Annotated in this window: 21 protein-coding genes; 11 read left to right on the top strand and 10 right to left on the bottom strand. The window is 72.0% G+C overall.

All coding sequences use genetic code 11. From position 1 onward, the window contains the following. The first annotated feature begins 370 nt into the window (after positions 1-370). Together BU197_RS19125 and BU197_RS19120 are read left to right on the top strand one after the other, a co-directional pair. Complete coding sequence (locus BU197_RS19125) at positions 371-1,024, top strand: TetR/AcrR family transcriptional regulator (protein WP_188269479.1); 654 nt, start codon at positions 371-373, stop codon at positions 1,022-1,024. Beyond that, the gene (locus BU197_RS19120; protein ID WP_188269478.1) at positions 1,021-2,697 is read left to right on the top strand and encodes an acyl-CoA dehydrogenase family protein; all 1,677 of its coding nucleotides are present in this window, start codon (positions 1,021-1,023) and stop codon (positions 2,695-2,697) included. Before BU197_RS19125 ends, BU197_RS19120 begins: the two co-directional genes overlap by 4 nt. 306 nt (positions 2,698-3,003) lie before the next feature. Here BU197_RS19120 and BU197_RS19115 read toward each other — a convergent pair whose 3' ends face one another. After that, complete coding sequence (locus tag BU197_RS19115) at positions 3,004-4,572, bottom strand: alpha/beta hydrolase (RefSeq protein WP_411158503.1); 1,569 nt, start codon at positions 4,570-4,572, stop codon at positions 3,004-3,006. 468 nt (positions 4,573-5,040) lie between these two features. On the opposite strand from BU197_RS19115, the gene BU197_RS19110 reads away from it, so the two are divergent. Beyond that, positions 5,041-8,415: a pyruvate carboxylase gene (locus tag BU197_RS19110; protein ID WP_188269476.1), complete on the top strand. Its 3,375-nt coding sequence runs from the start codon at positions 5,041-5,043 to the stop codon at positions 8,413-8,415. Positions 8,416-8,891: 476 nt separating this feature from the next. Here the strand turns inward: BU197_RS19110 and BU197_RS19105 are convergent, their stop codons facing one another. Both BU197_RS19105 and ctaD read right to left on the bottom strand, forming a co-directional pair. Beyond that, positions 8,892-9,440 (bottom strand): hypothetical protein, encoded by a 549-nt coding sequence (locus tag BU197_RS19105; protein ID WP_188269475.1) that lies wholly within the window; start codon positions 9,438-9,440, stop codon positions 8,892-8,894. Continuing rightward, positions 9,440-11,125 carry a cytochrome c oxidase subunit I gene (gene ctaD, locus BU197_RS19100; RefSeq protein WP_223182525.1) on the bottom strand — a complete coding sequence of 562 codons (1,686 nt, stop codon included), beginning with the start codon at positions 11,123-11,125 and terminating at the stop codon, positions 9,440-9,442. Before ctaD ends, BU197_RS19105 begins: the two co-directional genes overlap by 1 nt. A 302-nt stretch (positions 11,126-11,427) precedes the next feature. Here ctaD and BU197_RS19095 point away from each other — a divergent pair, with 302 nt between their 5' ends. Then, entirely contained in the window at positions 11,428-13,044 is a 1,617-nt protein-coding gene (locus BU197_RS19095) for a GAF domain-containing protein (protein WP_188269524.1), read from the top strand. 147 nt (positions 13,045-13,191) lie between these two features. On the opposite strand, the gene BU197_RS19090 is transcribed toward BU197_RS19095, so the two are convergent. From BU197_RS19090 to BU197_RS19075, 4 genes are all read right to left on the bottom strand, one after another. Next, positions 13,192-13,902: a response regulator gene (locus tag BU197_RS19090; RefSeq protein ID WP_188269474.1), complete on the bottom strand. Its 711-nt coding sequence runs from the start codon at positions 13,900-13,902 to the stop codon at positions 13,192-13,194. 313 nt (positions 13,903-14,215) lie between these two features. Further along, on the bottom strand, positions 14,216-14,857 hold the full coding sequence (locus BU197_RS19085; RefSeq protein ID WP_188269473.1) for a vitamin K epoxide reductase family protein: 642 nt from the start codon (positions 14,855-14,857) through the stop codon (positions 14,216-14,218). Beyond that, positions 14,838-15,383 carry a hypothetical protein gene (locus tag BU197_RS19080; RefSeq protein ID WP_223182508.1) on the bottom strand — a complete coding sequence of 182 codons (546 nt, stop codon included), beginning with the start codon at positions 15,381-15,383 and terminating at the stop codon, positions 14,838-14,840. Before BU197_RS19080 ends, BU197_RS19085 begins: the two co-directional genes overlap by 20 nt. A 168-nt stretch (positions 15,384-15,551) precedes the next feature. Further along, positions 15,552-16,865 (bottom strand): globin domain-containing protein, encoded by a 1,314-nt coding sequence (locus BU197_RS19075; protein WP_188269472.1) that lies wholly within the window; start codon positions 16,863-16,865, stop codon positions 15,552-15,554. A 371-nt stretch (positions 16,866-17,236) separates the two neighbouring features. Here BU197_RS19075 and BU197_RS19070 point away from each other — a divergent pair, with 371 nt between their 5' ends. From BU197_RS19070 to BU197_RS19060, 3 genes are all read left to right on the top strand, one after another. Next, positions 17,237-18,214 (top strand): acyl-ACP desaturase, encoded by a 978-nt coding sequence (locus BU197_RS19070; protein WP_317452030.1) that lies wholly within the window; start codon positions 17,237-17,239, stop codon positions 18,212-18,214. 207 nt (positions 18,215-18,421) lie between these two features. Beyond that, entirely contained in the window at positions 18,422-18,916 is a 495-nt protein-coding gene (locus BU197_RS19065; RefSeq protein ID WP_188269470.1) for a pyridoxamine 5'-phosphate oxidase family protein, read from the top strand. Positions 18,917-19,233: 317 nt separating this feature from the next. Then, the gene (locus BU197_RS19060; RefSeq protein ID WP_188269469.1) at positions 19,234-19,686 is read left to right on the top strand and encodes a hypothetical protein; all 453 of its coding nucleotides are present in this window, start codon (positions 19,234-19,236) and stop codon (positions 19,684-19,686) included. A gap of 44 nt (positions 19,687-19,730) precedes the next feature. Here the strand turns inward: BU197_RS19060 and BU197_RS31050 are convergent, their stop codons facing one another. Beyond that, on the bottom strand, positions 19,731-21,425 hold the full coding sequence (locus BU197_RS31050; RefSeq protein ID WP_188269468.1) for a serine protease: 1,695 nt from the start codon (positions 21,423-21,425) through the stop codon (positions 19,731-19,733). A 367-nt stretch (positions 21,426-21,792) separates the two neighbouring features. On the opposite strand from BU197_RS31050, the gene BU197_RS19050 reads away from it, so the two are divergent. The 3 genes from BU197_RS19050 (at position 21,793) to BU197_RS19040 (ending at position 23,170) form a co-directional block, all read left to right on the top strand. Further along, complete coding sequence (locus BU197_RS19050) at positions 21,793-22,299, top strand: RHS repeat-associated core domain-containing protein (protein ID WP_188269467.1); 507 nt, start codon at positions 21,793-21,795, stop codon at positions 22,297-22,299. A gap of 74 nt (positions 22,300-22,373) precedes the next feature. Beyond that, a complete protein-coding gene (locus tag BU197_RS19045) occupies positions 22,374-22,568 on the top strand; it encodes a hypothetical protein (RefSeq protein ID WP_188269466.1) in 195 nt (64 codons plus the stop codon). A gap of 377 nt (positions 22,569-22,945) precedes the next feature. Then, a complete protein-coding gene (locus BU197_RS19040) occupies positions 22,946-23,170 on the top strand; it encodes a hypothetical protein (RefSeq protein WP_188269465.1) in 225 nt (74 codons plus the stop codon). Positions 23,171-23,278: 108 nt separating this feature from the next. Here the strand turns inward: BU197_RS19040 and BU197_RS31045 are convergent, their stop codons facing one another. Beyond that, on the bottom strand, positions 23,279-23,413 hold the full coding sequence (locus tag BU197_RS31045) for a hypothetical protein (RefSeq protein WP_262928257.1): 135 nt from the start codon (positions 23,411-23,413) through the stop codon (positions 23,279-23,281). 104 nt (positions 23,414-23,517) lie between these two features. Beyond that, positions 23,518-24,326, bottom strand: a protein-coding gene (locus tag BU197_RS19035; RefSeq protein WP_411158502.1) for an IS5 family transposase whose coding sequence is annotated in 2 segments (ribosomal slippage) — positions 23,518-23,978 and positions 23,978-24,326 — 810 coding nt in all. Because the reading frame shifts where the segments join, the coding sequence is not laid out codon by codon here. 765 nt (positions 24,327-25,091) lie between these two features. On the opposite strand from BU197_RS19035, the gene BU197_RS19030 reads away from it, so the two are divergent. After that, positions 25,092-25,847 carry a (5-formylfuran-3-yl)methyl phosphate synthase gene (locus BU197_RS19030; RefSeq protein WP_188269523.1) on the top strand — a complete coding sequence of 252 codons (756 nt, stop codon included), beginning with the start codon at positions 25,092-25,094 and terminating at the stop codon, positions 25,845-25,847.

Genomic DNA, 25,847 nt, shown 5'->3' with positions numbered 1-25,847 from the left:
AGGGTGGCGCGCCGCTCGGGCCGATGAAGTGACAACGGGACATATTCATCCTTTCGGGCGCGCGCGAAAGGGGCGCGATCTCTCCTTGCGCGCACGGAGGGGGCGTGATGGCACCGGACGCGCGCGCGGGTTCCCCGCGAGGCGCGTGGAGGGCGTGCGCGGTTGTGCCCGAGGCGCACGGAGGGGGCGCGGCTCCCTCGTGAGGCGTACGGAGAGGACGTACGGGTTTCTTTCCACGCTTACGGAGAGGGTGTACGGGTTCCTTGCCACGCACCTGCGGAGGGGCGTACGGCAGCGCTCCGGTCACTTGCTGCGGCCCATCGGCGCGAGGGGCTGGCACGAAGAGCTGAACGGTGCTTCACTTCTTGGCATGGCCTACCGCAAGTCACCCGCCGAGATCGAACGCCTCCATGCCGCCCGGGAGCGCCTGGTCGCCCAGGCCACCGAGGTCGTGGCCGAGGCGGGCTGGGCGGGCGCCTCGGTGGCGGCGGTCGCCGCCGCCACCGGCATCGCGGCGGGCTCGGTCTACCAGCACTTCCCCTCCAAGGCGGCCCTCGCCGTGGAGGTCTTCCGTCGTGCCTCGGGGCGTGAGGCCGAGGTCCTCGGCGAGGTGCTGCGCGGCGGGGGCGACCCCGTCGAGCGGCTGGCCCACGGCGTCCGGGTCTTCGCCCGGCGTGCCCTGGAGCGCCCCGGACTCGCCTACGCCCTGCTCGCGGCACCGGCCGAACCGGCGCTGGGCGCCGAGCGGCTGGAGTTCCGCCGCCGCTACCGCGAACTGTTCGCCGCCGTGATCCGCGAGGGCGTCGACTCCGGGGCGCTGCCCCCGCAGGACGCGGGCGTCACCGCCGCCGCGCTGACCGGCGCCGTCGGGGAGGTCCTCGTCGACCCGCTCGGCACCCCGGCCGACGGCGACGCGGGCGCCGCGCTCGACACGCTGCTCGCCGAACTCACCGCCCTGTCCCTGCGCTGCGCCGGCGCCCGCCCCGCAGGCCCGCTCCCCTCGACCCAGGAGGATCCGTCATGACCGCCACCACCGGCGTACCCCCGCTGCGCAGCGAGCCCACCGCGCGGACCCACGAGGTGACCAATCAGCCCCCGCCCCTCGTCGGGCACGACGTCGCCGACGACGCCGTCCTCCTGGAGGGCGTACGCCGGGAGGGCGCGGAGTGGTGTCTGGACGATCTGCACCGGATCGGCCGCCGCGCCGGAAGCGAGGAGGTCCAGCGGTGGGCGGACGAGGCCAACCGACACGAACCCGAACTGCGCACCCACGACCGGTACGGCAACCGTGTCGACGAGATCGACTTCCACCCCGCCTACCACTCCCTGATGCGGGAGGCGATCGCCGAGGGGCTCGGCGGTACCCCCTGGGCCGATCCCCGGCCCGGCGCCCATGTGGCCCGTGCCGCCGGGTTCATGGTGTGGAGCACCGCGGAGGCGGGCCACGGCTGCCCGGTGTCGATGACGTACGCCGTCGTCCCCGCCCTGCGCGCCGCGCCCGCCCTCGCCGAGCGGTACGAGCCGCTGCTCACCAGCCGGGTGTACGACCCCGGGCTGCGCGCCCCCGAGGGCAAGCGCGGGCTGCTCGCCGGGATGGGCATGACGGAGAAGCAGGGCGGCACCGACGTCCGTACCAACACGACCACGGCGGTGGAGGCGGCGGACGGCAGCTGGCGGCTGCGCGGCCACAAGTGGTTCACCAGCGCCCCGATGAACGACCTCTTCCTCGTCCTGGCGCAGGCGCCCGGCGGGCTCTCCTGTTTCCTGGTCCCCCGGGTGCTCCCCGACGGGGGCCGCAACACCTTCCGGATCCAGCGGCTCAAGGACAAGCTCGGCAACCGCAGCAACGCCAGCGGCGAGCCGGAGTTCGACGACACCGTGGGGTGGCTGGTCGGCGCCGAGGGGCAGGGGGTGCGGACCATCATCGACATGGTCACGATGACCCGTCTCGACTGCGTCCTCGGCTCCGCGTCCGGCACGCGTGCCGCGCTCGCGCAGGCGGCGCACCACATCCGGCACCGCTCGGTGCTGGGGGCCAGGCTCGTCGACCAGCCGCTGATGCGCAATGTCATCGCCGATCTGGGGATCGAGTCGGAGGCGGCGACCACGCTGGCGCTGCGGATCGCCGGTGCGGCCGACCGCGCCCAGCGGGGCGACGCGGGGGAGCGGGCTTTTCTGCGGCTCGCCACCGCCGTCGGCAAGTACTGGGTGTGCAAGCGTCAGCCCGCCGCCGTCGCCGAGGCCCTCGAATGCCTGGGCGGCAACGGCTACGACGAGGCGTCCGGCATGCCCCGTCTCTACCGCGAGGCCCCGCTGAACGGGATCTGGGAGGGCTCGGGGAACGTCAACGCCCTCGATGTGCTGCGGGCCCTGGCCCGCGAGCCGGAGTCCCTCGAAGCCTTCCGCGCGGAGGTCGAGGCCGCCGGGGGCGGCGACGCGCGGCTGGACGCCGCCTGGCGGGAGCTGCGCGGGGACCTCGTCCTCACGGAGGACGCGCAGCTGCGTTCCCGGCGGCTCGTGGAGCGGCTGGCCCTCGTCCTCCAGGGCTCGCTGCTCGTCCGGCACGCGCCGCACGCGGTGGCGGACGCGTTCTGCGCCTCCCGGCTGGCCGGTGACCGGGGTCTCGCCTTCGGCACCCTGCCGTCGGGCACGGACTTCGCGGGCGTGATCGAGCGGCTGCCGGGGGCGGCGGGCTGAGTCCGGCTCCGCGGGGCGGGATGCCTGGACGCCTCGGCCGCGGGGCTTCCCGCCGGGACGGACCGGGGCGAGGGGCCCTCCCCGGCGGGACGGGCATACGCGGGACCCCTGGCAGGGCGGAATCCCGCGAAGGACCGGCCTTCCCTGGCAGGACGGGCATACGCGGGAACCCCCGCCGGGACGGAGACACGCGAAGGACCTCCCCCGGCAGGACAGGCATACGCGGGACCCCCGCCGGGACGGAGACACGCCGAAGGGGCCCTCCCGGTGGGAGGGCCCCCTGTCACGCCCGGTGCCGGTGACCGGTCAGAAGCGGTCCTGCGGGATGGGCAGGGTCCGGGGAGCCGTCGGCTCGGTCCGGGAGCTGTTCGCCGCCGGGTTGGGCGTGGCCACGCAGGTCGTGTCCGTCGCGGGCAGCCGGCCCGTCGTCAGATAGGCGGTGGCGGTCTTGTCGGCGCAGGACTTGGAGCCGTAGATGCCGTGTCCCTGGCCGCCGAGGACGGTGACCATCCGGGCGCCCTTCATGACCCGGCGCAGCCCCTGGCCGCTGACCAGCGGCGTCTGGGAGTCCCACTCGTTCTGAAGGATGAGCGCCTTGGTGTCGTTGCTCACCCGGGTGGCGGGCTCGGCGCCCTTCGGCCAGAACGCGCACGGCTTGATGTTCGACGCGAAGTCGCCGTACAGCGGGTACTTGGCCTTGTCGCGGATCGCGTCGCGGCGGTACTGCTCCGGGTCGCGCGGCCAGGCGCGGGTGTCGGAGCAGACCACGGCCCAGAAGGCGGCGTCCATGTTGTCCTGCGGGACCTCGCGGACGAAGGCCTCGGACAGCCGGGACGGGGCGGCGCCCCGGGGAGCGGGCGTGGGCTTCCCGGCCGCGGCCTTCTTCAGCTCGGAGATCATGTCGGCCGCGTACGCCACGTCGAAGAAGATCGGGCGTGCGGTGCGGATGTCGTCGCCGGTGAGGAGCGTGCCTTCGAGGTCGATGGGCTTGCGGTCGGCCTGGGCGACGAGGTCCCAGAAGGTCTTGCGGACGGCGTCGGGGGTCTCGCCGAGGCCGTACGTGGTGTGGCGGGCGGCGGTCCACTGCGTCCAGCGGGTGAACGCGGGCTCCGTGCCCTCCGCCCACACCTGGATCATGCCCCGCCAGATCCGCGCGGGGTCGACCGCGCTGTCGAGCACGAACCGGTCGGTGCGCTGGGGGAACATCTGGGTGTAGACGGTGCCGAGGTAGGTGCCGTAGGAGTACCCGAGGTAGGAGATCTTCTTCTCGCCCAGCACGGCGCGGATGACGTCCAGGTCGCGCGCGGTGTTGCGGGTGGTGATGTGGGGCAGGACGGCGCCGTTCTTCGCCTGGCACTTCCGGGCCACGGTGCGGGCCCAGGCGACGTCCTTGGTGAAGGTCGCGGCCTTGTAGGGGCGCTCCCAGTCCGCCTCGTCGGCGGTGAGGCCGCAGCTCACCGGGGAGCTTTGGCCGACGCCCCGAGGGTCGAAGCCGATGAGGTCGTACCGCTTCTTCACGTCGGCGGGCAGCTCCGGCGCCATCCACAGCGGCATGTCGAGCCCGGGACCGCCGGGGCCGCCGGGGTTGAGGAGGAGGACGCCGCGCCGGTCGCGGGGGCTGGTGGCCTTCACCCGGGAGATGGCGATGTCGAGCGTCTTGCCGTTGGGGCGGCTGTAGTCGAGCGGCACTTTGACGGTGGCGCACTGGAAGGAGGCGGGCCCCTGGGGGTCGCAGCGCTGCCAGCGCGGCTGCTGGTGGACGTAGGCCGAGACGCCGATGGCGCTCTTGGGCATGACGGTGGGCGCCTGGGCCTTCGCGGCGGCGACAGCGGGCGTGAGCGCGGGCAGGAGCGCGGCCACGGCTCCGATGGCCACGAAGGGTGCTATTCGTACGCTTCGCACAGTGGGTCAGATCCTTGCGGCAGAAGGCTGAATCGGTCGATCCCACCCTTCCCCACCGCCCGCGCCCGGGAATCCCCCGGCAGGTCTCCTTTCCCTCCGTCCCCGGGAGGAGCCGGGGGTCCCTGGAATGGTCCCGGAGAAGGAGAACCCAACTCGCTTGATTTTCGTCGGGGTTGACGGGGCGTCGGGCGCGATGCGTGTACGCCGAAGGCCGCAGGTCGTCGGGCCGGAAGGCCCCTGCGCCCATTCGGGGGGTGCCGGGCACGATGATCCATGTCACTGTGCCGGGACCTTCAGACGGCCCGCGGACAGCCCGTAGCGTGACGGACACGAGCCGGCCGCTCGCCGTACGCGACACGGGAGACGACCAGGACCGTGCGCGCCCGCGTGGGGTGTCGCCGCCACGCGGGGCTCGTCACCGGCAGGGCGAAGGGATCGGAAATGTTCCGGAAAGTGCTGGTAGCCAACCGCGGCGAGATCGCGATTCGCGCGTTCCGCGCGGGCTACGAACTGGGGGCGCGCACGGTCGCCGTCTTCCCCCACGAGGACCGCAACTCGCTGCACCGGCTGAAGGCCGACGAGGCGTACGAGATCGGGGAGCCGGGGCATCCGGTGCGGGCCTACCTCTCCGTCGAGGAGATCATCCGGGCGGCCCGCCGGGCGGGCGCCGACGCGGTCTACCCGGGCTACGGCTTCCTGTCGGAGAACCCGGAGCTGGCCCGCGCCTGCGAGGAGGCGGGCATCACCTTCGTCGGCCCGTCTGTGGAGACCCTGGAGCTGACCGGCAACAAGGCGCGTGCCGTGGCCGCCGCCCGGGAGGCGGGGGTGCCCGTGCTCGGTTCCTCGGCGCCCTCCACCGACGTGGACGAACTGGTCGCCGCCGCCGAGGGCATCGGCTTCCCGCTGTTCGTGAAGGCCGTCGCGGGCGGCGGCGGGCGCGGCATGCGCCGGGTGGAGGATCCGGCCGTACTGCGCGAGTCCATCGAGGCGGCGGCCCGGGAGGCGGAGTCCGCCTTCGGCGACGCCACCGTCTTCCTGGAGAAGGCCGTGGTCGACCCCCGCCACATCGAGGTGCAGATCCTCGCCGACGGCCAGGGCGGAGTCATCCACCTGTACGAGCGGGACTGCTCGGTCCAGCGCCGCCACCAGAAGGTCATCGAGCTGGCGCCCGCGCCGAACCTCGACCCGGAGGTGCGGCGGCGGATCTGCGACGACGCCGTGCGGTTCGCGCGCCTGATCGGCTACCGCAACGCGGGCACCGTCGAGTTCCTCCTCGACCCCGAGGGCAACCACGTCTTCATCGAGATGAACCCGCGCATCCAGGTCGAGCACACGGTGACCGAGGAGGTCACCGACATCGACCTGGTGCAGTCGCAGCTGCGCATCGCCGCCGGGGAGAGCCTCGCCGACCTCGGTCTCTCCCAGGAGTCCGTGGTGCTGCGCGGCGCCGCGCTCCAGTGCCGGATCACCACCGAGGACCCCGCCAACGGCTTCCGCCCGGACACCGGCATGATCAGCGCCTACCGCTCCCCCGGCGGCTCGGGCATCCGGCTCGACGGCGGCACCACTCACGCCGGTACGGAGGTCAGCGCCCACTTCGACTCGATGCTGGTCAAACTGACCTGCCGGGGGCGGGACTTCACGGCCGCCGTCGGGCGGGCCCGGCGGGCCGTGGCCGAGTTCCGCATCCGGGGCGTGTCCACCAACATCCCCTTCCTCCAGGCGGTCCTCGACGACCCGGACTTCCGCGCCGGGCGGGTCACCACCTCCTTCATCGAGCAGCGGCCGCATCTGCTCACCGCCCGCCACTCGGCCGACCGGGGCACCAAGCTGCTCACCTACCTCGCCGACGTCACCGTCAACAAGCCGCACGGCCCCCGGCCCGAACTGCTCACCCCCGCCGTCAAGCTGCCGCCGCTGCCCTCGGGCGAACCGCCGGCCGGTTCCCGGCAGCGGCTCGCGGAGCTGGGCCCCGAGGGCTTCGCGCGGAGCCTTCGGGATTCGCCCACGATCGGGGTCACCGACACCACCTTCCGCGACGCCCACCAGTCGCTGCTCGCCACCCGGGTGCGCACCAAGGACCTCCTCGCGGTCGCCCCGACGGTGGCGCGCACCCTGCCGGAGCTGCTGTCCCTGGAGTGCTGGGGCGGCGCCACCTACGACGTCGCGCTGCGCTTCCTCGCGGAGGACCCGTGGGAGCGGCTGGCCGCGCTGCGCGAGGCCGTGCCGAACATCTGCCTCCAGATGCTGCTGCGGGGCCGCAACACCGTGGGCTACACCCCGTACCCGACCGAGGTGACCGACGCCTTCGTACGGGAGGCGGCCGCCACCGGCATCGACATCTTCCGGATCTTCGACGCGCTCAACGACGTAGGGCAGATGCGGCCCGCGATCGACGCCGTACGGGAGACGGGGACGGCGGTCGCCGAGGTCGCGCTCTGCTACACCTCGGACCTGTCCGATCCGGCGGAGCGGCTGTACACCCTCGACTACTATCTGCGGCTCGCCGAGGAGATCGTCGAGGCCGGGGCGCACGTCCTCGCTGTCAAGGACATGGCCGGGCTGCTGCGCGCGCCCGCCGCCGCCACGCTGGTCTCCGCGCTGCGCCGGGAGTTCGACCTGCCGGTGCATCTGCACACCCACGACACGGCGGGCGGTCAGCTCGCCACCTATCTCGCGGCGATCCAGGCGGGGGCGGACGCGGTCGACGGGGCGGTGGCGTCGATGGCGGGGACCACCTCGCAGCCCTCGCTCTCCGCGATCGTGGCCGCGACCGACCACTCCGCGCGGCCCACCGGGCTCGGGCTCCAGGCGGTCGGCGACCTGGAGCCGTACTGGGAGAGCGTCCGCAAGGTGTACGCGCCCTTCGAGGCGGGCCTCGACTCCCCCACCGGGCGGGTCTACCACCACGAGATCCCGGGCGGGCAGCTCTCCAATCTGCGCACCCAGGCCGTCGCCCTCGGTCTCGGCGACCGCTTCGAGGACGTCGAGGCGACGTACGCGGCAGCCGACCGGATGCTGGGCCGGCTCGTGAAGGTCACGCCCTCGTCGAAGGTGGTGGGCGATCTGGCACTGCACCTCGTCGGCGCCGGGGTGGCGCCCGCGGACTTCGAGGCGGCGCCGAACCGCTTCGACATCCCCGACTCGGTCGTCGGCTTCCTCCACGGCGAGCTGGGCACCCCGCCCGGCGGCTGGCCGGAGCCGTTCCGCACCAAGGCGCTGGAGGGCAGGGCAGGGCCCCGGCCGGTCGGCGAGCTGGCACCGGAGGACCACGAGGGGCTGGGCAAGGACCGGCGGGCGACGCTGAACCGGCTGCTGTTCCCCGGCCCGACGAAGGAGTTCGAGGCGCACCGGCAGGCGTACGGCGACACCAGCGTCCTCGACAGCAAGGACTTCTTCTACGGGCTGCGCCCGGGGAAGGAGTACTCGGTCGACTTCGGGCCCGGGGTGCGGCTGCTCATCGAGCTGGAGGCGGTCGGCGAGGCCGACGAGCGGGGCATGCGCACGGTCCTGTCGACGCTCAACGGCCAGCTGCGCCCGATCCAGGTCCGCGACCGGGCGGCGGCGGCCGACCTGCCGGCGACCGAGAAGGCCGACCGGTCGAACCCGGGGCACGTGGCGGCGCCGTTCGCGGGCGTCGTCACCCTGGCCGTCGCCGAGGGCGACGAGGTCGAGGCGGGTACGACGGTGGCCACGATCGAGGCGATGAAGATGGAGGCCTCGATCACGGCCGCACGGGGCGGCCGGGTGTCCCGCCTCGCCATCACCCGGGTCCAGCAGGTGGAGGGCGGGGACTTGCTCGTCGAGATCGGCTGACTCCACGGGGGGGGGGTGGTGCCCGGGGTGTACGGCTCCGGGCACCGCCGGGCGCCGCCTGGCGTACGGCGTCGGGGCCACCGGGGCGGGGCCGCCGGGCGTACGGCATCCGGGCCGCCGGGCGTACGGCATCCGGGCCCGCCAGGTGTCGGGCTCCAGGGCCGCCGGGCGTACGGAAGCGTGCGGGGCGGCCCCGGGCCGGGCGGCCGGGAGGTCCGTGCGGGACCGAGGTCGCTCGCATGCATGAGAGGCGCGGTCCCGGGGCAGTCGCCTTCGCGGGTGCGCACCCGTAAGCCGCCGTCCGGTCTCCCCCCCTCCGGGCGGCGGCGCGTCGTCCGACCGGGGGCGGCCGGGCCGGAGTCCCCGGTGTGACGGCCCCGCCTCGGGCCGTCCGCCTTGGCCCCGGACGGACGTCGGCCGCCCCGGGCCGGTGGTCCCGGCCCGGGGCGGCTGACGTCGGGGTTCGCCCGGGTCTTCTAGGGGTGGTGCGTCCAGGTCTCGCGGCTCTGGGCGGCGCGCAGGGCGGCGGCCAGGAGGGCGCAGGCGGCGAGGGCGGTGGGTGCCGCCACCGCCAGGGGTGTGCTCACTCCGTGGGTGCGGCCCCAGGTCAGGAGCAGGGTGGCGGTGGCCACGGCCACCAGGAGGCCCGCTCCGGCCCAGAGCGCGAGGACCGTCTGCGGCCGCGCGCCGGAGGGCGGGGTGGGCTGGGGGCCGAGCGTCGCCCAGCACACGGCCGCTTCCCGCTCCTCGTGGCGGCGCCGGGCGACCGCCCGTACGCGCAGGGCGATCGCTCCGCCCGCGCCGACCGCAGCCACGGCGAGCAGCGGCCGGAAGGGCACTCCGAGGAGGAGCAGCGGGACGACGACGGCAGCGGTGGCCCAGCCCGTGACGCAGGAGGCGGCGGCGAGGCGGCGGGAGACCGGCCGGTCGGCGCCCGCCCTGAGGTCGACGAGGGCGGGGACGTACCAGACGCAGCCGGAGGCGGTCACGGCTCCGGTGCCCAGGGCGAGCACGGCCGCGCCCATCAGTGGTCCACCGGCTCGTGCGGCTTGTTCTCCAGCCGGTCGACCTCGGCGATCTCGGGGTAGTGCAGGTCGAACGCCGGGGATTCGGAGCGGATCCGGGGCAGGACGAGGAAGTTGTGCCGGGGCGGCGGGCAGGAGGTGGCCCATTCGAGCGAACGGCCATAGCCCCAGGGGTCGTCGGTCTCGACCTTCTTGCCGTACTTGCCCGTCTTCCAGACGTTGTAGAAGAACGGCAGGAAGGAGAGGCCGAGGAGGAAGGAGCCGATGGTGGAGACGGTGTTGAGGGCGGTGAAGCCGTCGGCGTCCAGGTAGTCGGCGTAGCGGCGCGGCATGCCCTCGGCGCCCAGCCAGTGCTGGACGAGGAAGGTCGCGTGGAAGCCGACGGTGAGGGTCCAGAAGGTGATCTTGCCGAGGCGTTCGTCGAGCATCTTGCCGGTGAACTTCGGCCACCAGAAGTGGAAGCCGGCGAACATGGCGTACACGACCGTGCCGAAGATCGTGTAGTGGAAGTGCGCCACGACGAAGTACGAGTCGGAGACGTGGAAGTCCATCGGGGGCGAGGCCAGGATGACGCCGGTCAGACCACCGAAGGTGAAGGTCATGAGGAAGCCGACGGCCCAGAGCATCGGTGTCTCGAAGGACAGTGAGCCCTTCCACATCGTTCCGATCCAGTTGAAGAACTTCACGCCTGTCGGTACGGCGATGAGGAACGTCATGAAGGAGAAGAACGGCAGGAGCACGCCGCCGGTGACGTACATGTGGTGGGCCCACACGGTCACGGACAGACCGGCGATCGCGATGGTCGCGGCCACCAGACCGATGTAGCCGAACATCGGCTTGCGGCTGAAGACCGGGATGACCTCGGAGATGATGCCGAAGAAGGGCAAGGCCAGGATGTACACCTCCGGGTGTCCGAAGAACCAGAAGAGGTGTTGCCACAGCAAGGCGCCGCCGTTGGCCGCGTCGAAGACATGGCTGCCGAACTTGCGGTCGCATTCGAGCGCGAAGAGCGCCGCCGCGAGGACCGGGAAGACCATCAGGACGAGCAGCGAGGTCAGCAGCACGTTCCAGGTGAAGATCGGCATGCGGAACATCGTCATGCCGGGGGCACGCATGCAGATGATCGTGGTGATGAAGTTGACCGCGCCCGCGATCGAGCCGAAGCCGGAGAGCGCGACGCCCATGATCCACAGGTCGGCGCCGAGTCCGGGCGAGTGGATGGCGTCGGAGAGCGGCGCGTAGAGGAACCAGCCGAAGTCGGCCGCGCCTCCGGGGGTGAGGAAGCCACCCGCCGCGATCAGCGAGCCGAAGAGGTACAGCCAGTACGCCAGCATGTTCAGGCGGGGGAAGGCCACATCGGGGGCGCCGATCTGGAGCGGCATGATCCAGTTGGCGAAGCCGGTGAACAGCGGCATGGCGAAGAGCAGCAGCATGATCGAACCGTGCATGGTGAATGCCTGGTTGAACTGCTCGTTCGACATGATCTGGGTGCCGGGGCGGGCCAGTTCCGCGCGCATCATCAGGGCCATGACACCCCCGATGACGAAGAAGAACAGCGCGGAACAGAGGTAGAGCGTTCCGATCTGCTTGTGGTCCGTGGTGGTCAACCAGGCCACCCAGGAGGGTCTGGCCGGACGGTGCGTACCGTCCCCGTCGGGGCGCTCCGGGCGACCCGCCCGGGTCATGGCCTCGACCTGCATGCTCTGTGCCTCGTCCACCGGACGACGACCTCCACTTCCGTTCACGTTCACAACCGGCCGGGAAGAGCCGCGTACGGGGGATTCCTCGGCGCTTCCCGGCCGCCGAGCCATGTTCCTGGCCTGCGGGGCGGACCCGGCAGGGCCGTCCGGTACCCGACGCCGGGACGGCGGGAGGGCCGTTCGGCCCCGGCCGGTCGCGTCGGCCGCACACCCCGTAGGCTGCGGACATGTCAGACACTTCTCCGCACCCGGCACCGGCCTGGCCGAGGATCGACGTACCCGAGCGGATGCACGGACTGCTCGCCGCCGTCATGGACCTCGGTCGCGACCTGGAACTCCCCCAGGTCCTGCGGAGCATCGTGGAAGCGGCGATCGGTCTGACCGACGCCGAGTACGGAGCGCTCGGCGTGATCGGCGACGACGCGCAGCTCTCCCGCTTCCTGCCGGTGGGCATGGCGGAGGACCTCGCGGCCCGCATCGGCCCGGCGCCCTGTGGTCACGGCATCCTCGGCGAGCTGATCCACAACCCGGCCCCGCTGCGGCTCGACGACCTCACCCGGCACCCGAGCAGCTTCGGCTTCCCGGCGCACCACCCGCCGATGCGGACCTTCCTCGGCGCCCCGATCCGGGTACGGGACCAGGTCTTCGGCAATATCTACCTGACCGAGAAGCGCGGCGGCGGCGCCTTCGACGCCGACGACGAAGCGGTCCTCACCACGCTCTCCGCGGCGGCGGGCGTGGCCATCGACAACGCCCGGCTCTACCGGGACAGCCGCCGAAGGGAACGCCGCCTCGAAGCACTGGGCGAGATCACCCGCGCCCTGCTCGCCGGCCACGAGCCCGACGACGTGCTGCGGCTGATCGCCCGGCGCGCCATGGAGGTCGCCGACGCCGATCTGGCCTCCGTCCTCCTGCCCTCCGGACCGAACGGCGACCTCACCGTCCAGGTGGCGCACGGCGACACCGCCGATGCCGTCCGAGGCGCCGTCCTCCCCGCGACGGGCTCGCTCGCCGGTCTCGCCGCCAGGACCCGGGGCACCGTCGTGACCACGGACGTACGCACCGACCCCCGGGCCCTGCCCCTCGGCGGCGCGGCGGGCACGGGCCACGGCCCCGTCGTCGCCGTGCCGCTGCCCGTCGACGACGCGGTGTGCGGGGCCCTGCGGCTGAGCCGCAAGGCGGGCAGGCAGGGCTTCGACGCCGCCGAGACCGAACTGCTCAGCGGCTTCGCCGACCAGGCGGCGATCGCGCTCGAACTGGCCCGGCGGCGGGCCGAGTCCGAGGAACTGACCGTCCTGCACGACCGCGACCGGATCGCCCGGGACCTGCACGACGTCGCCATCCAGCGTCTCTTCGCCACCGGCATGACGCTCCAGAGCGCCACCCGGACCATCGACGACGCCCCGGCCGCCGAGCGGGTCACCCGGGCCGTGGACGACCTCGACGCCACCATCCAGATCATCCGCTCCACCATCCTCCAACTACGCACGGCGGACGACGACCGGGGCGGCCCCGCACTGCGCCGACGCCTGGCCGAGACGGTCCAACTGGCCGCCCAGCACCTGGGCTTCACGCCCTCGCTGCGCATCACGGGCCCGGTCGACAGCACCGTTCCCGAGGCACTGGCCGAGCAGGTGCTCGCGGTGGCGGGCGAGGCCCTGAGCAACACGGCACGGCACGCGCGGGCGAGCCGCGCCGAGGTCGTCCTCGCCGTCCCCGACACGGCCGACCGGATCGTCCTGACCGTCACGGACGACGGCATCGGCCTGGGCTCGGCCCGCCCCACGGGCGGCCTGCTCAACATGAGTTCACGCGCCGAACAGTGCCGGGGCAGCGTCCGCCTGGACGCACCCGGGGAGCGCGGCACCCGGATCACGTGGAGTGCGCCGCTGTCCTCGGAGTGACCTCTCCCGGACGGAGCGAAGCCGCTTTCCTCACGGAGCCAAGGCGCTTCCCCTCCCGTGTACGGCGCAGGGCCCCGCACTCAAGGTGCGGGGCCCTGCGTCGTGCGGGGTGGCCGGGGTGGCGTGGGGTGGCATGGGGTGCCTGCCTCAGGCGTGGCCGCCCGGTGCCTCCCTGAGGCGTTCCGCGATCATCGCCGCCTGGATCCTGCGGCCCACGCCGAGCTTGCCGAGGATGGACGACACCCGGTTCTTCACCGTCTTCTCCGCCAGGAAGAGCCGCTCGGCTATCTGCCGGTTCGTCAGGCCGAGGCCGATCAGGTCGAGGATCTCCAGCTCGCGCGGGGAGAGCCGGTCCAGCTCGGCGGGCTGTGCGGCCTTCGGCTCCGGCTTGGGCTCCCGGATGCGGGCCATCACCCGGCTCGTCATCCGGGGGTCGAGGAGCGAGGTGCCGGTGGCGACGGTACGGATGGCGGCGACCAGGTCCGAGCCGCCTATCTGCTTGAGGACGTATCCGGCGGCACCGGCCATGATGGCGTCGAACAGGGCCTCGTCGTCGTCGAAGGAGGTCAGCATCAGACAGGCGAGGCCGGGCAGCTCGGCCCGCAGCTCGCGGCAGACCTCCACGCCCTCGTGGTCTCCGCTCGCGCCGCCGAGGCGTACGTCGAGCACCGCCACGTCCGGCTGGGCCGCGGGCACCCGGGCCAGCGCCTCGCGCGCGTTCGCCGCCTCGCCGACCACCACGATGTCGGGCTCGGCCTCCAGGACGTCGCGCACGCCCCGGCGTACGACCTCGTGGTCGTCGAGCAGGAAGACCCGTACGGGCACGGGCGCGGGCGCGGGGTATCCGGTGTTCAGCACGTCGTCCTCGCAGGGGCTCCGAGGTCCTCGCCGCCGCACGGGGCCGTCGCGGTCCCGGTCAGGGGCGCGGCGGGCGGCGGCCAGGCGGCGAGGGCCGCTCGGGCGGTCTGGCGGGGGTGACGATTCACCGGGAACTCCTGGGCAGGGCGAGACGGCACCGCACGGCCGACGGCCTTCCGGCCGGACCGGCCGGGAGGGCCGTACACGAGACGAGCGCCAGTATCGCAACACCGCCTCGGGGCCGTTCGGCCCTGGTCCCCCAGGGCCGAACGGCCCTGCCCGGCCGGGCGGGCGCGGGGGCGGTCCACCCGCCTCACAGCAAGCTGCTCCAGTAGTCCTGGAAGCGGGTCCCGATCAGCATCAGGACGCTGCCGCACCAGGCAACCGGCACAAACCAGTGGAACTCCACCGCCGCCGCGACCAGCTGCCTCGGCGCGCGCAGCACACCGTGGCGCAGGTTGTGCACCGTCGTGTACCAGAACATGACGATGGTGACCGCCCAGGCGAGGCAGCACCACAGGCACAGGGCGCCGATCTCGTACAGCGCCTGGCTCATCAGCCACATGCAGAAGCCCACGCCGAGCAGGGTGCCGAGGTTGAGGCCGAGCCAGAACCAGCGGCCGTAGCGGGCCCCGGCGAGCAGTCCGGCGCCGACCGCGACGACGACTCCGTACGCGACGAGCCCGAGCATCGGGTTGGGGAAGCCGAACACCGACGCCTGGTCGCTGGTCATGACGCTGCCGCAGGAGATCACCGGGCTGATGTTGCAGCCGGGGACGAAGCCGGGGTCCGCGAGCAGCAGGAACTTGTCCAGGGTGATCACCCAGGAGGCGAGCACCCCGAGCCCGCCGGTGACCACCAGGAGCCAGGCGAAGGCGCGGGTGGCCCCCACCGCGCGTTCGCGCGGCGGCGCCTCGGCCGCGGTGACGACGGGTTCATGCAGGACGGTGGTCATCGTGCCCCTTCCGTGGGCGTGGCAGAACGGGCTCGGGCAGCGGCTCGCCCGGTGCGCCGCGTACCGCTCCGACCGGCCAGACGACCTCCACCCGCACCCCGTGCGCCCGCGCGTAGGCGACCATGTGCGCGGTGGCGTCCCGGCCGTTGGTGGGGGAACCGTCCCAGACGGCCAGGAGCCGCTCGCTGCGGGCGACCAGTGCCTCGTCGGCGCGGACCCGGGAGTCCCGGTCCGCCGGGTCGTAGGGCAGCAGCCGCACCTCGTCGGCGAGGTCCGCGACCTCCCGGGCCGGGGCGGGCTCGCCCGGTGGGGGCTCGGCGGGGACCGCGCCGCGCACGGGCAGGACGACGACGAGCCGTCGGCCGGCCGCCCGTACGGCACGCCCGAAGGCCGCCGGCAGTCCCGGCCCCGCGCGGACGAGTCCCGGGGCGGGATCCCCGTACCGCTCCATGCGGACGCGCAGTTCCCGCTCCACCAGGGCCAGGGTGTCCGGGGGCAGGTCCTCGTGTCCCACCGCCGCGATCATCGATACTCCTCGTTTCCCGCCTGTCGGGCGCTCGTCGGCTGCCGTGTCCGTGGGGCCCCGCAAGGCCGCCGCTCAGTGAACAGCGCCCGTCCAGGGCCCGACAGGGGCCGAACGGCCCCACCGGGGGCCGCCCCTCGCCGTATCAGAGCGCGTCGGCTCCGCCGTCCGTCACCGCGTCAGGGCCAGCGGGACCGTGCCGTTGACCGGGTCGTGACGGATGTGGTCGGCGGGCAGGTTCAGGCTGGTCAGGCGGTGCACGGTGGCCGTGACCATCGCGGACGGGCCGCTCACGTAGGCGAGGTGTCCCGACCAGTCGCCGCGCCTGCCGAGCGCCTCCATGACCGAGCGGTCCTCGCCCGCCCCTGGCCCCTCACCGATCACCGGGACGACCCGCAGCCAGGGACGGCCCCGTTCCAGATCGGCGAGGGCGGGCGTGTCGTACAGGTCGTCCGGGGTCCGGGCGCCGAGGTAGACGTGGGCGGTGAGACCGGCGGGGCGGCGCTCGGACAGCTCCTCCAGGAGTGCCTTGGCGGTGGCCCAGCCGGTGTCGCCCGCCACGATCAGCACGTCCTTCGACAGATCGGGGTCGAGCGTCATCGTGCCCTGCGCGGGTCCGAGCCGCAGGGTGTCGCCGACCCGCGTCCCCGACACGAGCGCCTCGCTCACCCCGCCCGGTCCGGTCCTGCGGACGTGGAACTCCAGCTCGCCGTCCTGGCGGGGCGCACGGGCCAGGGAGTACGGCCGCCAGGTGTGCGGAAGCAGCGGGGACTCGACCCGGGTGTACTGCCCGGCCCGGTGGGGGAAGGGTTCGGCGGTGCGGACGCGGAGGACGGCGACGCCGGGGCCGCGCAGCTGGTGTCCGGTCACCGTCGCGTTCCAGTACGCGGGCTCGCCGACGGCTTCCTCCGCGCCGTCCACCATGGCGGCGACGGCGAGGCGCAGCATCCGCAGCCAGGCGTCCTCCATCTCCTGGGTCCACCGCTCTCCCGCGCTGCGGCGCAGCCCCTGCGCGAGGGCCGCTTCGAAGACCTGGAAGTGCACCGGCCGTACGCCCAGTTTGCGGTGGTCGCGGCCCATGCGGGCACAGAAGGCGGTGACTTCGTCGGGCCGGTCGAGGTGCTCGATGAGGTACCAGAAGGCCCGTTCCAGGTGTGCGCGCTGGAAGTCCATCGACTCCGGGAACAGCCCGCGCAGATAGGGGTGCTGGTCGAACATGGCCTCGTAGAGGTGCCCGATGAGGGTGCTGAAGGGGGTCACGAGCGGCAGGTGCCGGTGGATCGTCCGCTGGTCGGCCGCGCCGTCGTAGAAGGTTCCGGTCCATCGCGGTCCGGCCGCCGGGCCGGGTTCCGCGACCGGGGGCGCTGGTCGCGCCGGGGCCAGCAGCCGCTGGCGCAGCCTCATCGCGTCCTGCCGGGCGAGGAGGGCGTGGTACTCGTCGTACGTGTCGCCTGAGGGGGTGTGGGGGGACGGCTGTCGGGACATGGGGGTGTGTTTTCTGTCGGTCCGATCGGAACACGCCTGCCCCGTCGGCCGCGCTCCCGGGCTGGGGCGCGCGGAGGGGCCGGGCCGCGCGGGGCGGGCCGGTCGGACTCGACGGTGGCGGTACGGCGAGGTGCCATGACCTGATGGCGTGCCACTATCCCACCGGTGCGCCAGCGCCGTCCGGCCCCTGCCGACCGATGCCGAACGGCTCCGCCGAAGGGGGCCGTTCGGCCCTGGTCGCGTGGCGCGGTCCGCGACCGGGCCGCCGGTCGTCCCTGGTGGATGGGGCCGTTCGGCCCCTGCGGGGCGCTTCGGAGCCTCGTAACTTACGGAACCGTAGGTTGAGTTCCGTACGAAGGATCCGATGCTCCGTGACCACTGTCCCGCCCTCCGCCTCCGCCCAGGACGTCCCGCTGTCGGACGTCCGTCTCCTCCAGGATCTGGAGGAGGTGGTGGGGCGTGAGCTCGACCGGCATCTGGGGGTGTTCAAGGAGTGGATGCCGCACGAGTACGTTCCCTGGGGACGGGGCCGGGACTTCGACGGTGTCCTGGACGGCGAGCCCTGGGCGCCGGATCAGTCGCCGCTGACGGAGGTCGGCAAGGTGTCGATGGTGGTGAACCTGCTCACCGAGGACAATCTGCCGAGCTACCACCACGAGATCGCGGCCCTGTTCGGGCGCGACGGGGCCTGGGGCACCTGGGTCCACCGCTGGACGGCCGAGGAGGCCCGGCACTCCCTGGTGATGCGGGACTATCTGCTCGCGTCCCGCGCGGTGGACCCGGTGGCGCTCGAACGGGCCCGGATGACCCATATGTCCGCCGGGTTCGAGTCCGACAACCGGCATTCGGCGCTGCACACCGTGGCGTACGTGGCCTTCCAGGAGCTGGCCACCCGTGTCTCGCACCGGAACACCGGGCGCGGCTCGGGCGATCCGGTGTGCGACCGGCTGCTCGCCCGGGTCGCGCACGACGAGAACCTGCACATGATCTTCTACCGCAATCTGCTCGCGGCGGCCCTGGAGATCGCTCCCGACCAGTCGATGCGGGCGGTCGCCGACGTGGTGAGCGGCTTCCGGATGCCCGGCCACGGGCTGCCGGGCTTCGAGCGGGCGGCCGTGGAGATCGCCTTGGGCGGGGTGTACAACCTGCGGGTCCACCACGACGACGTACTCCAGCCGGTACTGCGCCACCTCAAGGTCCTCAAGCTGTCCGGGCTCGGTCCCGAGGGGCTCAGGGCGCAGCAGGAACTGGGCGAGTTCCTGGGCTCGCTGGACACCCAGGCCACGCGCTTCGACGCGCGCCGTGAGGCGATCCTCGCGCGCAGGGGGGCGGCGAGGGAGAAGCGGTGAGGGAGCCCGGTTCCCGGGGGCGTGTCCGGCGAGCGGGCGGGGCGTCCGGGCGCGGCCCTGACGGGCCACCGGAGCAGGGCCGTACCGCCGGTCGAAGACGGTCGGGAGCAGTCGAAGACGGTCGGCCGAGGCCGAACGGCCCTTTCCCCGTACGCCGCTCCGACGTCTACTGAACGTTCCGACAGTACCGACACCCGAGGACACCCGTTGAAAGACGCACCGCCCTACACGGACGACCGGACGACCGAGACAGCCGCCGTCGGGCCGCGCCGGACGATCGAGCTCGACGCCGACGAGGCGCTGCGTCTGCTGGGCAGCGTGCCTCTCGGCCGGATCGTGTTCACCCGGCAGGCGCTTCCGGCCATCCGCCCGGTCAACCATCTCCTGGAGGGCGGTGACGTCGTCATCCGTACGCACGAGGGCTCGGCGTTGACGCTCAGCGCCCAGGAGGCGGGGGCGCCGGGGGTGGTCGTCGCCTACGAGGCGGACGCCATCGACTCGGTCACCCGGCTGGGCTGGAGCGCGGTGGTCACGGGCTACTGCCACCTGGTGACCGACCCGGCCGAGGTCGCCCGCTACCGGGCGCTGCTCGAACCGTGGTCGGACCAGCATCTGGACCAGGTGGTCCGCATCCGCCCCGACCTGGTCACGGGCATCCGCCTGGTCGACCCGGCCGAGACCTCGTCCCGCCCCCTCGGCTGACCGGCCTGCGCGCAGGGCGCCCCACCCCGGCATCCGGGGAGGAGAACGCCCGTGTGACGATGGGCGGACGGCGGCCCGGGGCGCACGGGGACGCCGGGGTTTTTGTCCCACCGCCCGCACGGGGGCGCCGGGGTTTCCTTCCACCGCCCGCACGGGGGCAACAGGGTTTCCTTCCACCGCCCCGCGCCGGTTGCCGCCCCGAAGGAGCCACCCGCCCGATGGTCCACGCCGTCTCCTTCCCGAAGAACCTCCCCTGGCCGGAGTGGTGTTCACCCATCCGCAGTCGGCAGCGGGTGTTCCCCGTCGGAGATTCCCCGATGGGGAACATCGAAGTCGTCCGGCGGCCTTCGCGCAATCGCAGCGCCGACGCGCGAGGATTCGCCTGGGAGGACTGGTCGATCAACCTCGCGGGCGAGGAGATCGTCCACGTACCCGACTTCAGCGCCCCCGGCGTCATCGCCCATATGCAGCTCCGCGCGGGACTGACCGGCACCTTCGACGGATCGGACTTCGCGGTATCGGTCCGCTCCTCCCTTTTCCGCCGCGGAAGACACGTACGCCTCTCGTCGGAGGAGAGAATTCTGACCTTCTCCTGTCACGGGGTCTTCCGCCACAAGCTGACCGGAGACGACGGGCAGATGCTCGCCACGGGCTGGGGCGACCACTGGCGCATCCTGAGGCTCGACAAGGAGACGCTGGGCGCCGTCGGCTTCTTCGCCCTGGGAGGGCTCGACCATTTCCTTGACAACCCGATTCTCCGCAATCTCTGAAAGCCCCCTCACGGGCACGCCGGGCAAGGGGCCGAGGCGGATCCTCAGCCGGTCGTGGCGCCCGCCCGTGTGACGTACGCGTCGAGATGGGTCTGGGTGAGGGTGTTGCCGTCCGCGTCCGTCAGCTCCGCCCGCAGCGACACCGCCTTGCCCGGTGCCGGCGTCCTCACCGTGATTCCTCCGCCGGTCACCGCCGCCGGCGTCCAGGTGGCGCCCCGGTCCGTCGACACGGAGACGGCGAGTGACCGCACTCCCGCCCTGCGCGCCGCCGCACCCTGCACGGTCACCGCGACCCGGCTCGTGGTGTGCGCGGGCGCGGTGCCGTCGAGCGCCAGCCCGGGGGTGAACCGTACGGCGCTCAGCGGGAGGTCGGTGGTGTCGGGCGTCGCGGCGGACGTGAACGTCCAGGCCGCCGTGACACTCCCCCGCGATCGCGTCGCACTCGCCGTCAGACGGTAGGCGGCCCGCCCGGACGGCACCGTGAACGAGGCGTGCCCCGGTGTCTCGCCGCGACGGGCCGCGAACAGCAGCCCGTCGCGGTGCAGGGTGACGGTGGAGGCGACGAACAGGGGCGAGGACGGCCGGTGGCCGTCGCCGTCGGCGAGCAGCGGCACCGTCAGGTCCAGGGTGTTGCCGGTGCGCTGCGCGACGGGCCGGGCGCCGGGCGAGGTGTCGATGGCGGGGCCGAAGACGGGGATGTCGAAGGTGTGCACCGTGGTGGAGCCGGGTGTGAACGAGCGCCCGAGGACGAAGTAGTTGTTGGAGGGGCCCTCCTCCTCGACCGGCGTGCCGTACACGAGGTCCCAGGTGCCGCGCTCGGGCGTGAGGAGAAACGTTCCGCTGGTCCCCGGCCACACCGGAAGGGCCAGCGAGGGGGAGGGTCCCGCCGAAGGCGACATGTCGATGAGGGCCGCCCCTTCACCGGGTACGGCCGCTCCCGCGCGCACCACGAGGGTGGCCAGGTCGCTCATCGCCGGATGCCGGACCAGACCGTCGAGGGCCCGCTCGCCCCGGAAGACGTAACCGAGGGCGCAGACGCCGCTCGGCCGACTCCAGTACGCGTCCACCCAGGTCCGTACGGCTCCGCGCTCGGCGGCGGGCCCGAGGTGCGCCACGCGCAGGTCCGGGGACATCGCCATCGCGTTCGCGAACCCGGTGACTCCCTCGTAGGCCACCTGGGCGAAGGCCCCGATCTGCTCGAACTTCGCGTCGGTGACCGGCGGCCGGATGTCCACCGGGCGCGCGACCCGGGCGTCGAGCACGAGGGTCATGTCCCGGTCGACGTCGAGCCGGGGCCGCACGAGCCAGTCGTTCCCCCAGCCGGTCTCCCCCACCGGCTTGGTCGAGATGAGGGAGTCGACGAGGTAGCGTCCGGCGGCCACGTGGACGGTGGTGGTCCCGGGCAGATCCTTCACTTCCTGCCCACTGCCCGCGTCGGGCCCGGACAGCGCGGTCAGCAGGGTGCGGTAGCCGGTGGTCGAGGCGCCGTCGCGACCCAGGTGAACGAGGGTCAGCGCGTACGTCCCGGAGGCGGCGGGCGTCCGCCGCCCGACGGACCCGGCATGGGCCACCCCCGCGGGAAGACAGACGGCGGCGGCGCCCGCGACCGTGGTGACGGCGAGCCCTTGAAGGACGGAACGACGGGTGGCGGGGCGGGGGCGCTGGGAGGGAGAGGAGGGCACGGAGGGCGAGGAGGGCAAGAAGGGCGAGGAGGGCGAGGACTTCGAGGAATCGTTCATGCTCTGCACTGGGCCGGGGAGCGGAGTCGTTCCCGTGAGCTGCGTCACGCCGGCATTCCCGCGCCGCGTGGCGGTTCCGCTGGTGTCGCTGGACGCCGGGAACGGCCGGTCGCTTGACCTGTCGTGGCGTGGCACCCTGCCGGAACCCACTGAGCTCTTTCAGAGTGGCCACTGATCGAGTGATCCAGCTCGACCAGAGCATGAGGCAGGTCGAGTGCGGCAGGATGGGGAACCAACAGGGCTCCTGTGCCGACGGGTTGAGACTTCGAACACCTCCCCTAACGGCACGGGAGCCCTGTGTGTTGCGGTCCTCATCCCGACTCGGCCTGGATCACTCGATCAGTGGCCACTCTGAAAGAGCTCACTGATGGGCGTCCGGCTCTACAACCCGGCCACTGGGCGGTTCCTTTCGATAGACCCCGTTTACGGCGGTGGGGACAATCGCTACGGCTATCCTGGGGATCCCGTCAACCAGTACGACCTTGACTGCAAGAGCTGGATCAAGAATCAGTGGAACCGGTTCAACAACAAGAGGCACAGAGTCGGAAGAAATCCGAACTGGCGCTCCATCTGGTTTTCCGGACGATTCGCGGTCTCCTCCGCAACGCTCCTCTCCCCGCTCGGCCGGGCGCGCACAGTGCGTAAGGCATACGCGGCCATCCGATCCCCGAAGAAAACGTTGAAACGCTGCGGAACATCCGGCAGCAATTTCATCACATGCGTAGGCGCCGGATTCGGAACCCAGACAGTATACGGCGACTTCAAGAACTGGAAAAATAATCTACGATTCCGAAACGAATGGAATGACGATTTGACCAACGAAGCAAAGAGGAGCACCTGCAGGAAGTACACCGGCAAGTCGAGCTGCTGGTAGCGATTTGCCTGGCGATGGAGGCACTCCCCCACCGCCAGGCATTTCGACCCGTCGAACAGTTCCTGGAGGATTTAATGCGCAACTACACCTTGACCCTGTTCCTCATCGTCCTCGCCCCCAGTATGACCATTGATGCAATCAATCGAATTTCCGATGGCGGGTGGGCGAGGCTCTGGGGGGTAATCGAAGCTGCCGTCGCTGCCGCCATCGCGGTCGGCGCAGCGGGAGAGATCCGCAAGGGGTGGAAGAAGAAGCGAGCCGCCGAATGAGACGCTTTTCTGGCCACTGTCGGGAATTTTCCTGGACTACTTCGAACTTGTTCACCAGCGAGCGAACGACATATTCGAGACCGATGAACTGGACGAGATCGCAGACGGGCTAGGCAACGGCGTACTCGACTGGCACGGCGAAATCCTTGAATTCCGCACCCCGAATGCCGAGGAACTGCGCAAGATTCGTTCCAGGACGGACTGGGACCAGTAAGTGATGCCTGCATGAGCCCTTGGACCGTCATGGCCGGTGTCGGAGCCGCACCCCTCCCCCAGTTGCTGCGCTCGTCACCTCCGGCACGACGGCTACGCGTCCGTTTTCTGGCTCCGCTGGAATCGGCAGCCTTCGCCGTGGGGCTTTTCTCGACCCCGCAGCGGTGGGCCCGGCTCTCTTCACCCTCGCCGTAAGTGTGGGCTTCGTCATCGAATCCAGACACCACGCGATGATGGACGACTACATCCGGCGCTCCGAAATCGGGCTGCCGCCCTTGATGAAGAAGGGAGATCCCTTCGTCCGGGGCCTCTTCGACACGGTGTGGCTCGTGCGCTACCACGTCCGGATGCGAAGGAATCCGCTCGACGACGAACGAGCCGATCAGTAGAGCGGCTGTCCTGCCGCGCCCCTCTGTCCCGGGGCGCGGCGGTCGGCCTGTACGCCAAGGCCCATTCGGCTCATGGTCATCCCCCGCCGCGCAACGCCCCTTGGGGGGTCACCGTTCACGCACCAGCCCGAGGGTGAACCCCTTCGCAGAGAAGGGGTGAAAGTCCCGCAGGTCCATCCAGGCGGGCTTGTCGCCCGTCGGCGCTTCGGCGGCGGTCAGCGGACGGACACGGACCGTCGGCAACAGGACGAAGGAGACGAGGAAGAGAACCCCCGAGGTGGCGAGCGCCCCCGGGGCTGCCGCCGTGTGTGCTCTACCTACAGAAGGTGCTCGGCTTAGAGGTCATCTCATTTGGTGAGCCTGCGATAGCAGATGAGGGTGCAGGCGATGCTGGTGAAGGCGAGGAAGTGGTCGGCCTTGCGTTCGTAGCGTCGGTGGAGGCGGCGGCAGCCGGCGAGCCAGGCCATGGTGCGTTCCACGGTCCAGCGGTGGCGGCCCAGTCGCTGCGAGGACTCGACCCCCTTGCGGGCGATGCGGTGGGTGATGCCACGCTCGCGTAACCATCGCCGCAGGTGGGCGTAGTCGTAGCCCTTGTCGGCGTGGAGTTTGCCGGGCTTGCGCCGTCGCCGACCACGTCGCGAGCGGATCGGGGGGATGCCTTTGACCAGCGGGATCAGGGCCTGGCTGTCATGCAAGTTGGCTGCCGAGATTCCGACAGAGATGGGCAGACCGGTGCGCTCGGTGATCAGGTGGATCTTCGAGCCGTACTTGCCCCGGTCGACAGGATTCGGACCCGTCAGGTCCCCCTTTTCAGGGCCCGCATGTTCACCGAGTCGATCGCGCACCGCGACCAGTCCAGCTCGCCGCGGGCGCCGAGTTCATCAAGGACCAGCCGGTGGAGCTTGGCCCACACCCTGGCCTTCGACCACTCCGAGAACCGCCGGTGGGCGGTCGCTCCGGACGGGCCGAATGATGCCGAAGGTAGCTGCTGCCAGGTGCAACCCGACGTGGCCACGAAGACGATCGCGGCCAGCACTTCCCGGTCGCCGTGCCGACGCCGGCCACCACCCTGCGGTCGCGACGGCACCTCCGGCACCACCCGCTGGAACAACTCCCACAACTCGTCCGGCACCAGCCGCTCAACGATCCCCACCATGACTCACAGAATACCGAGTCATCCAAATGAGATGACCTCTTAGACGAGGTCCGCACCGGACTCGGCATCTTCCCCGTCTCGGTCGCGATGTCCAGGCCCTCGCCCCAGTACTCGGGGATCGTCTCCGGCATGTTCAACACTGTTCAGCAGATCGGCAGCACCTTCGGCCTCGCAGCCCTCAGCGCCTCGCCGCCGCCCTGCTGCGTTCACCCGCCACGACACGACCTCCGGCCACCTCATCGAAGCCGGTCGCCGAGAACACCCCTCGCTGACCGGACGGCGACGCCGCTGATGCGGGGCACGAGTCGGGGCGGCCGGGAAATCCCGGCCGCCCCCAAGTGACCAGCACCCGGTTTGCCAGTGCCAGGGGCCATGGCCGGGCCTCTGCCAACCGTGTCGGCTCCCTCGTGCCGTAGCCGTGCCATCAGCATGCTGGAACGGCGAGGGCTCAACCCGGTGAACGGGACTGTCCAGGGGCGGGTGGGTTGCCGTCTCGCGTACGACCCACAGGACCGTCCGCCCCGGCAACCGCGCAGACCGACCCCGGAGCCCGCAAGTGCGCATGGGGAGCGGTTCGGCAGGCAGTGGCGGGCAGCCGACGCACAGCGCGGCATGAGCGCGCCGGCGTGCGACTCCAGGAGGCTCCGTGCGCCCTGCTACCACCCGCGTGCGACGGCAAGGATGAGCGCACCGCACATGAACCAGATGATCCACATCCGCACCCCTGTCCTCAGCCGGGTGCGCATGCGGCGGAAGGAGCTCATGGTGTTGCTTCTCATCTCCCCGGACGGTGTCGAGGAAGCCCTCGACTGTGCGAAAGCCGCGGAACACCTCGACATCGTCGACGTCAAGAAGCCCGACGAGGGCTCGCTGGGCGCCAACTTCCCGTGGGTCATCCGGGAGATCCGCGACGCGGTGCCGGTGGAGAAGCCGGTGTCGGCCACGGTGGGCGACGTACCGTACAAGCCCGGCACGGTGGCACAGGCCGCGCTCGGCGCGGTCGTCTCCGGTGCCACGTACATCAAGGTCGGCCTGTACGGCTGTACGACTCCCGAGCAGGGCATCGAGGTCATGCGGGCGGTCGTCCGCGCGGTGAAGGACCACCGCCCCGAGGCGCTCGTCGTCGCGTCGGGATACGCCGACGCCCACCGCGTCGGCTGTGTCAACCCGCTCGCCCTGCCCGACATCGCCGCCCGCGCCGGTGCCGACGCGGCCATGCTGGACACGGCGATCAAGGACGGCACACGGCTCTTCGATCACGTCCCGCCCGACGTCTGCGCCGAGTTCGTCCGGCGCGCCCACGCCTCCGGTCTGCTCGCCGCCCTCGCGGGCAGCGTCCGGCAGGCCGATCTCGGTCCGCTGACCCGCATCGGCACGGACATCGTGGGCGTGCGGGGAGCGGTCTGCGCGGGCGGTGACCGCAAGGCCGGGAGGATCCAGCCGCACCTGATCGCCGCCTTCCGGGCGGAGATGGACCGGCAGGCCCGGCAGCACGCCGTCGGCGCCCCGGCCGTGGGCTGA

It is taken from the genome of Streptomyces sp. CBMA291, from assembly GCF_014596525.1.
Classification (GTDB): domain Bacteria; phylum Actinomycetota; class Actinomycetes; order Streptomycetales; family Streptomycetaceae; genus Streptomyces.
This window is presented reverse-complemented; position numbering and strand designations above follow the sequence as displayed.

Coding starts and splice junctions, on each gene's coding strand:
- BU197_RS19095 (WP_188269524.1), top strand. CDS start 11,428: ATGCACGGACTGCTCGCCGCCGTCATGGACCTCGGTCGCGACCTGGAA.
- BU197_RS19075 (WP_188269472.1), bottom strand. CDS start 16,865: ATGTCCCGACAGCCGTCCCCCCACACCCCCTCAGGCGACACGTACGAC.
- BU197_RS19125 (WP_188269479.1), top strand. CDS start 371: ATGGCCTACCGCAAGTCACCCGCCGAGATCGAACGCCTCCATGCCGCC.
- ctaD (WP_223182525.1), bottom strand. CDS start 11,125: ATGACCCGGGCGGGTCGCCCGGAGCGCCCCGACGGGGACGGTACGCAC.
- BU197_RS19110 (WP_188269476.1), top strand. CDS start 5,041: ATGTTCCGGAAAGTGCTGGTAGCCAACCGCGGCGAGATCGCGATTCGC.
- BU197_RS19080 (WP_223182508.1), bottom strand. CDS start 15,383: ATGATCGCGGCGGTGGGACACGAGGACCTGCCCCCGGACACCCTGGCC.
- BU197_RS19085 (WP_188269473.1), bottom strand. CDS start 14,857: ATGACCACCGTCCTGCATGAACCCGTCGTCACCGCGGCCGAGGCGCCG.
- BU197_RS19105 (WP_188269475.1), bottom strand. CDS start 9,440: ATGGGCGCGGCCGTGCTCGCCCTGGGCACCGGAGCCGTGACCGCCTCC.
- BU197_RS31050 (WP_188269468.1), bottom strand. CDS start 21,425: ATGAACGATTCCTCGAAGTCCTCGCCCTCCTCGCCCTTCTTGCCCTCC.
- BU197_RS19050 (WP_188269467.1), top strand. CDS start 21,793: ATGGGCGTCCGGCTCTACAACCCGGCCACTGGGCGGTTCCTTTCGATA.
- BU197_RS19060 (WP_188269469.1), top strand. CDS start 19,234: ATGGGGAACATCGAAGTCGTCCGGCGGCCTTCGCGCAATCGCAGCGCC.
- BU197_RS19045 (WP_188269466.1), top strand. CDS start 22,374: ATGCGCAACTACACCTTGACCCTGTTCCTCATCGTCCTCGCCCCCAGT.
- BU197_RS19120 (WP_188269478.1), top strand. CDS start 1,021: ATGACCGCCACCACCGGCGTACCCCCGCTGCGCAGCGAGCCCACCGCG.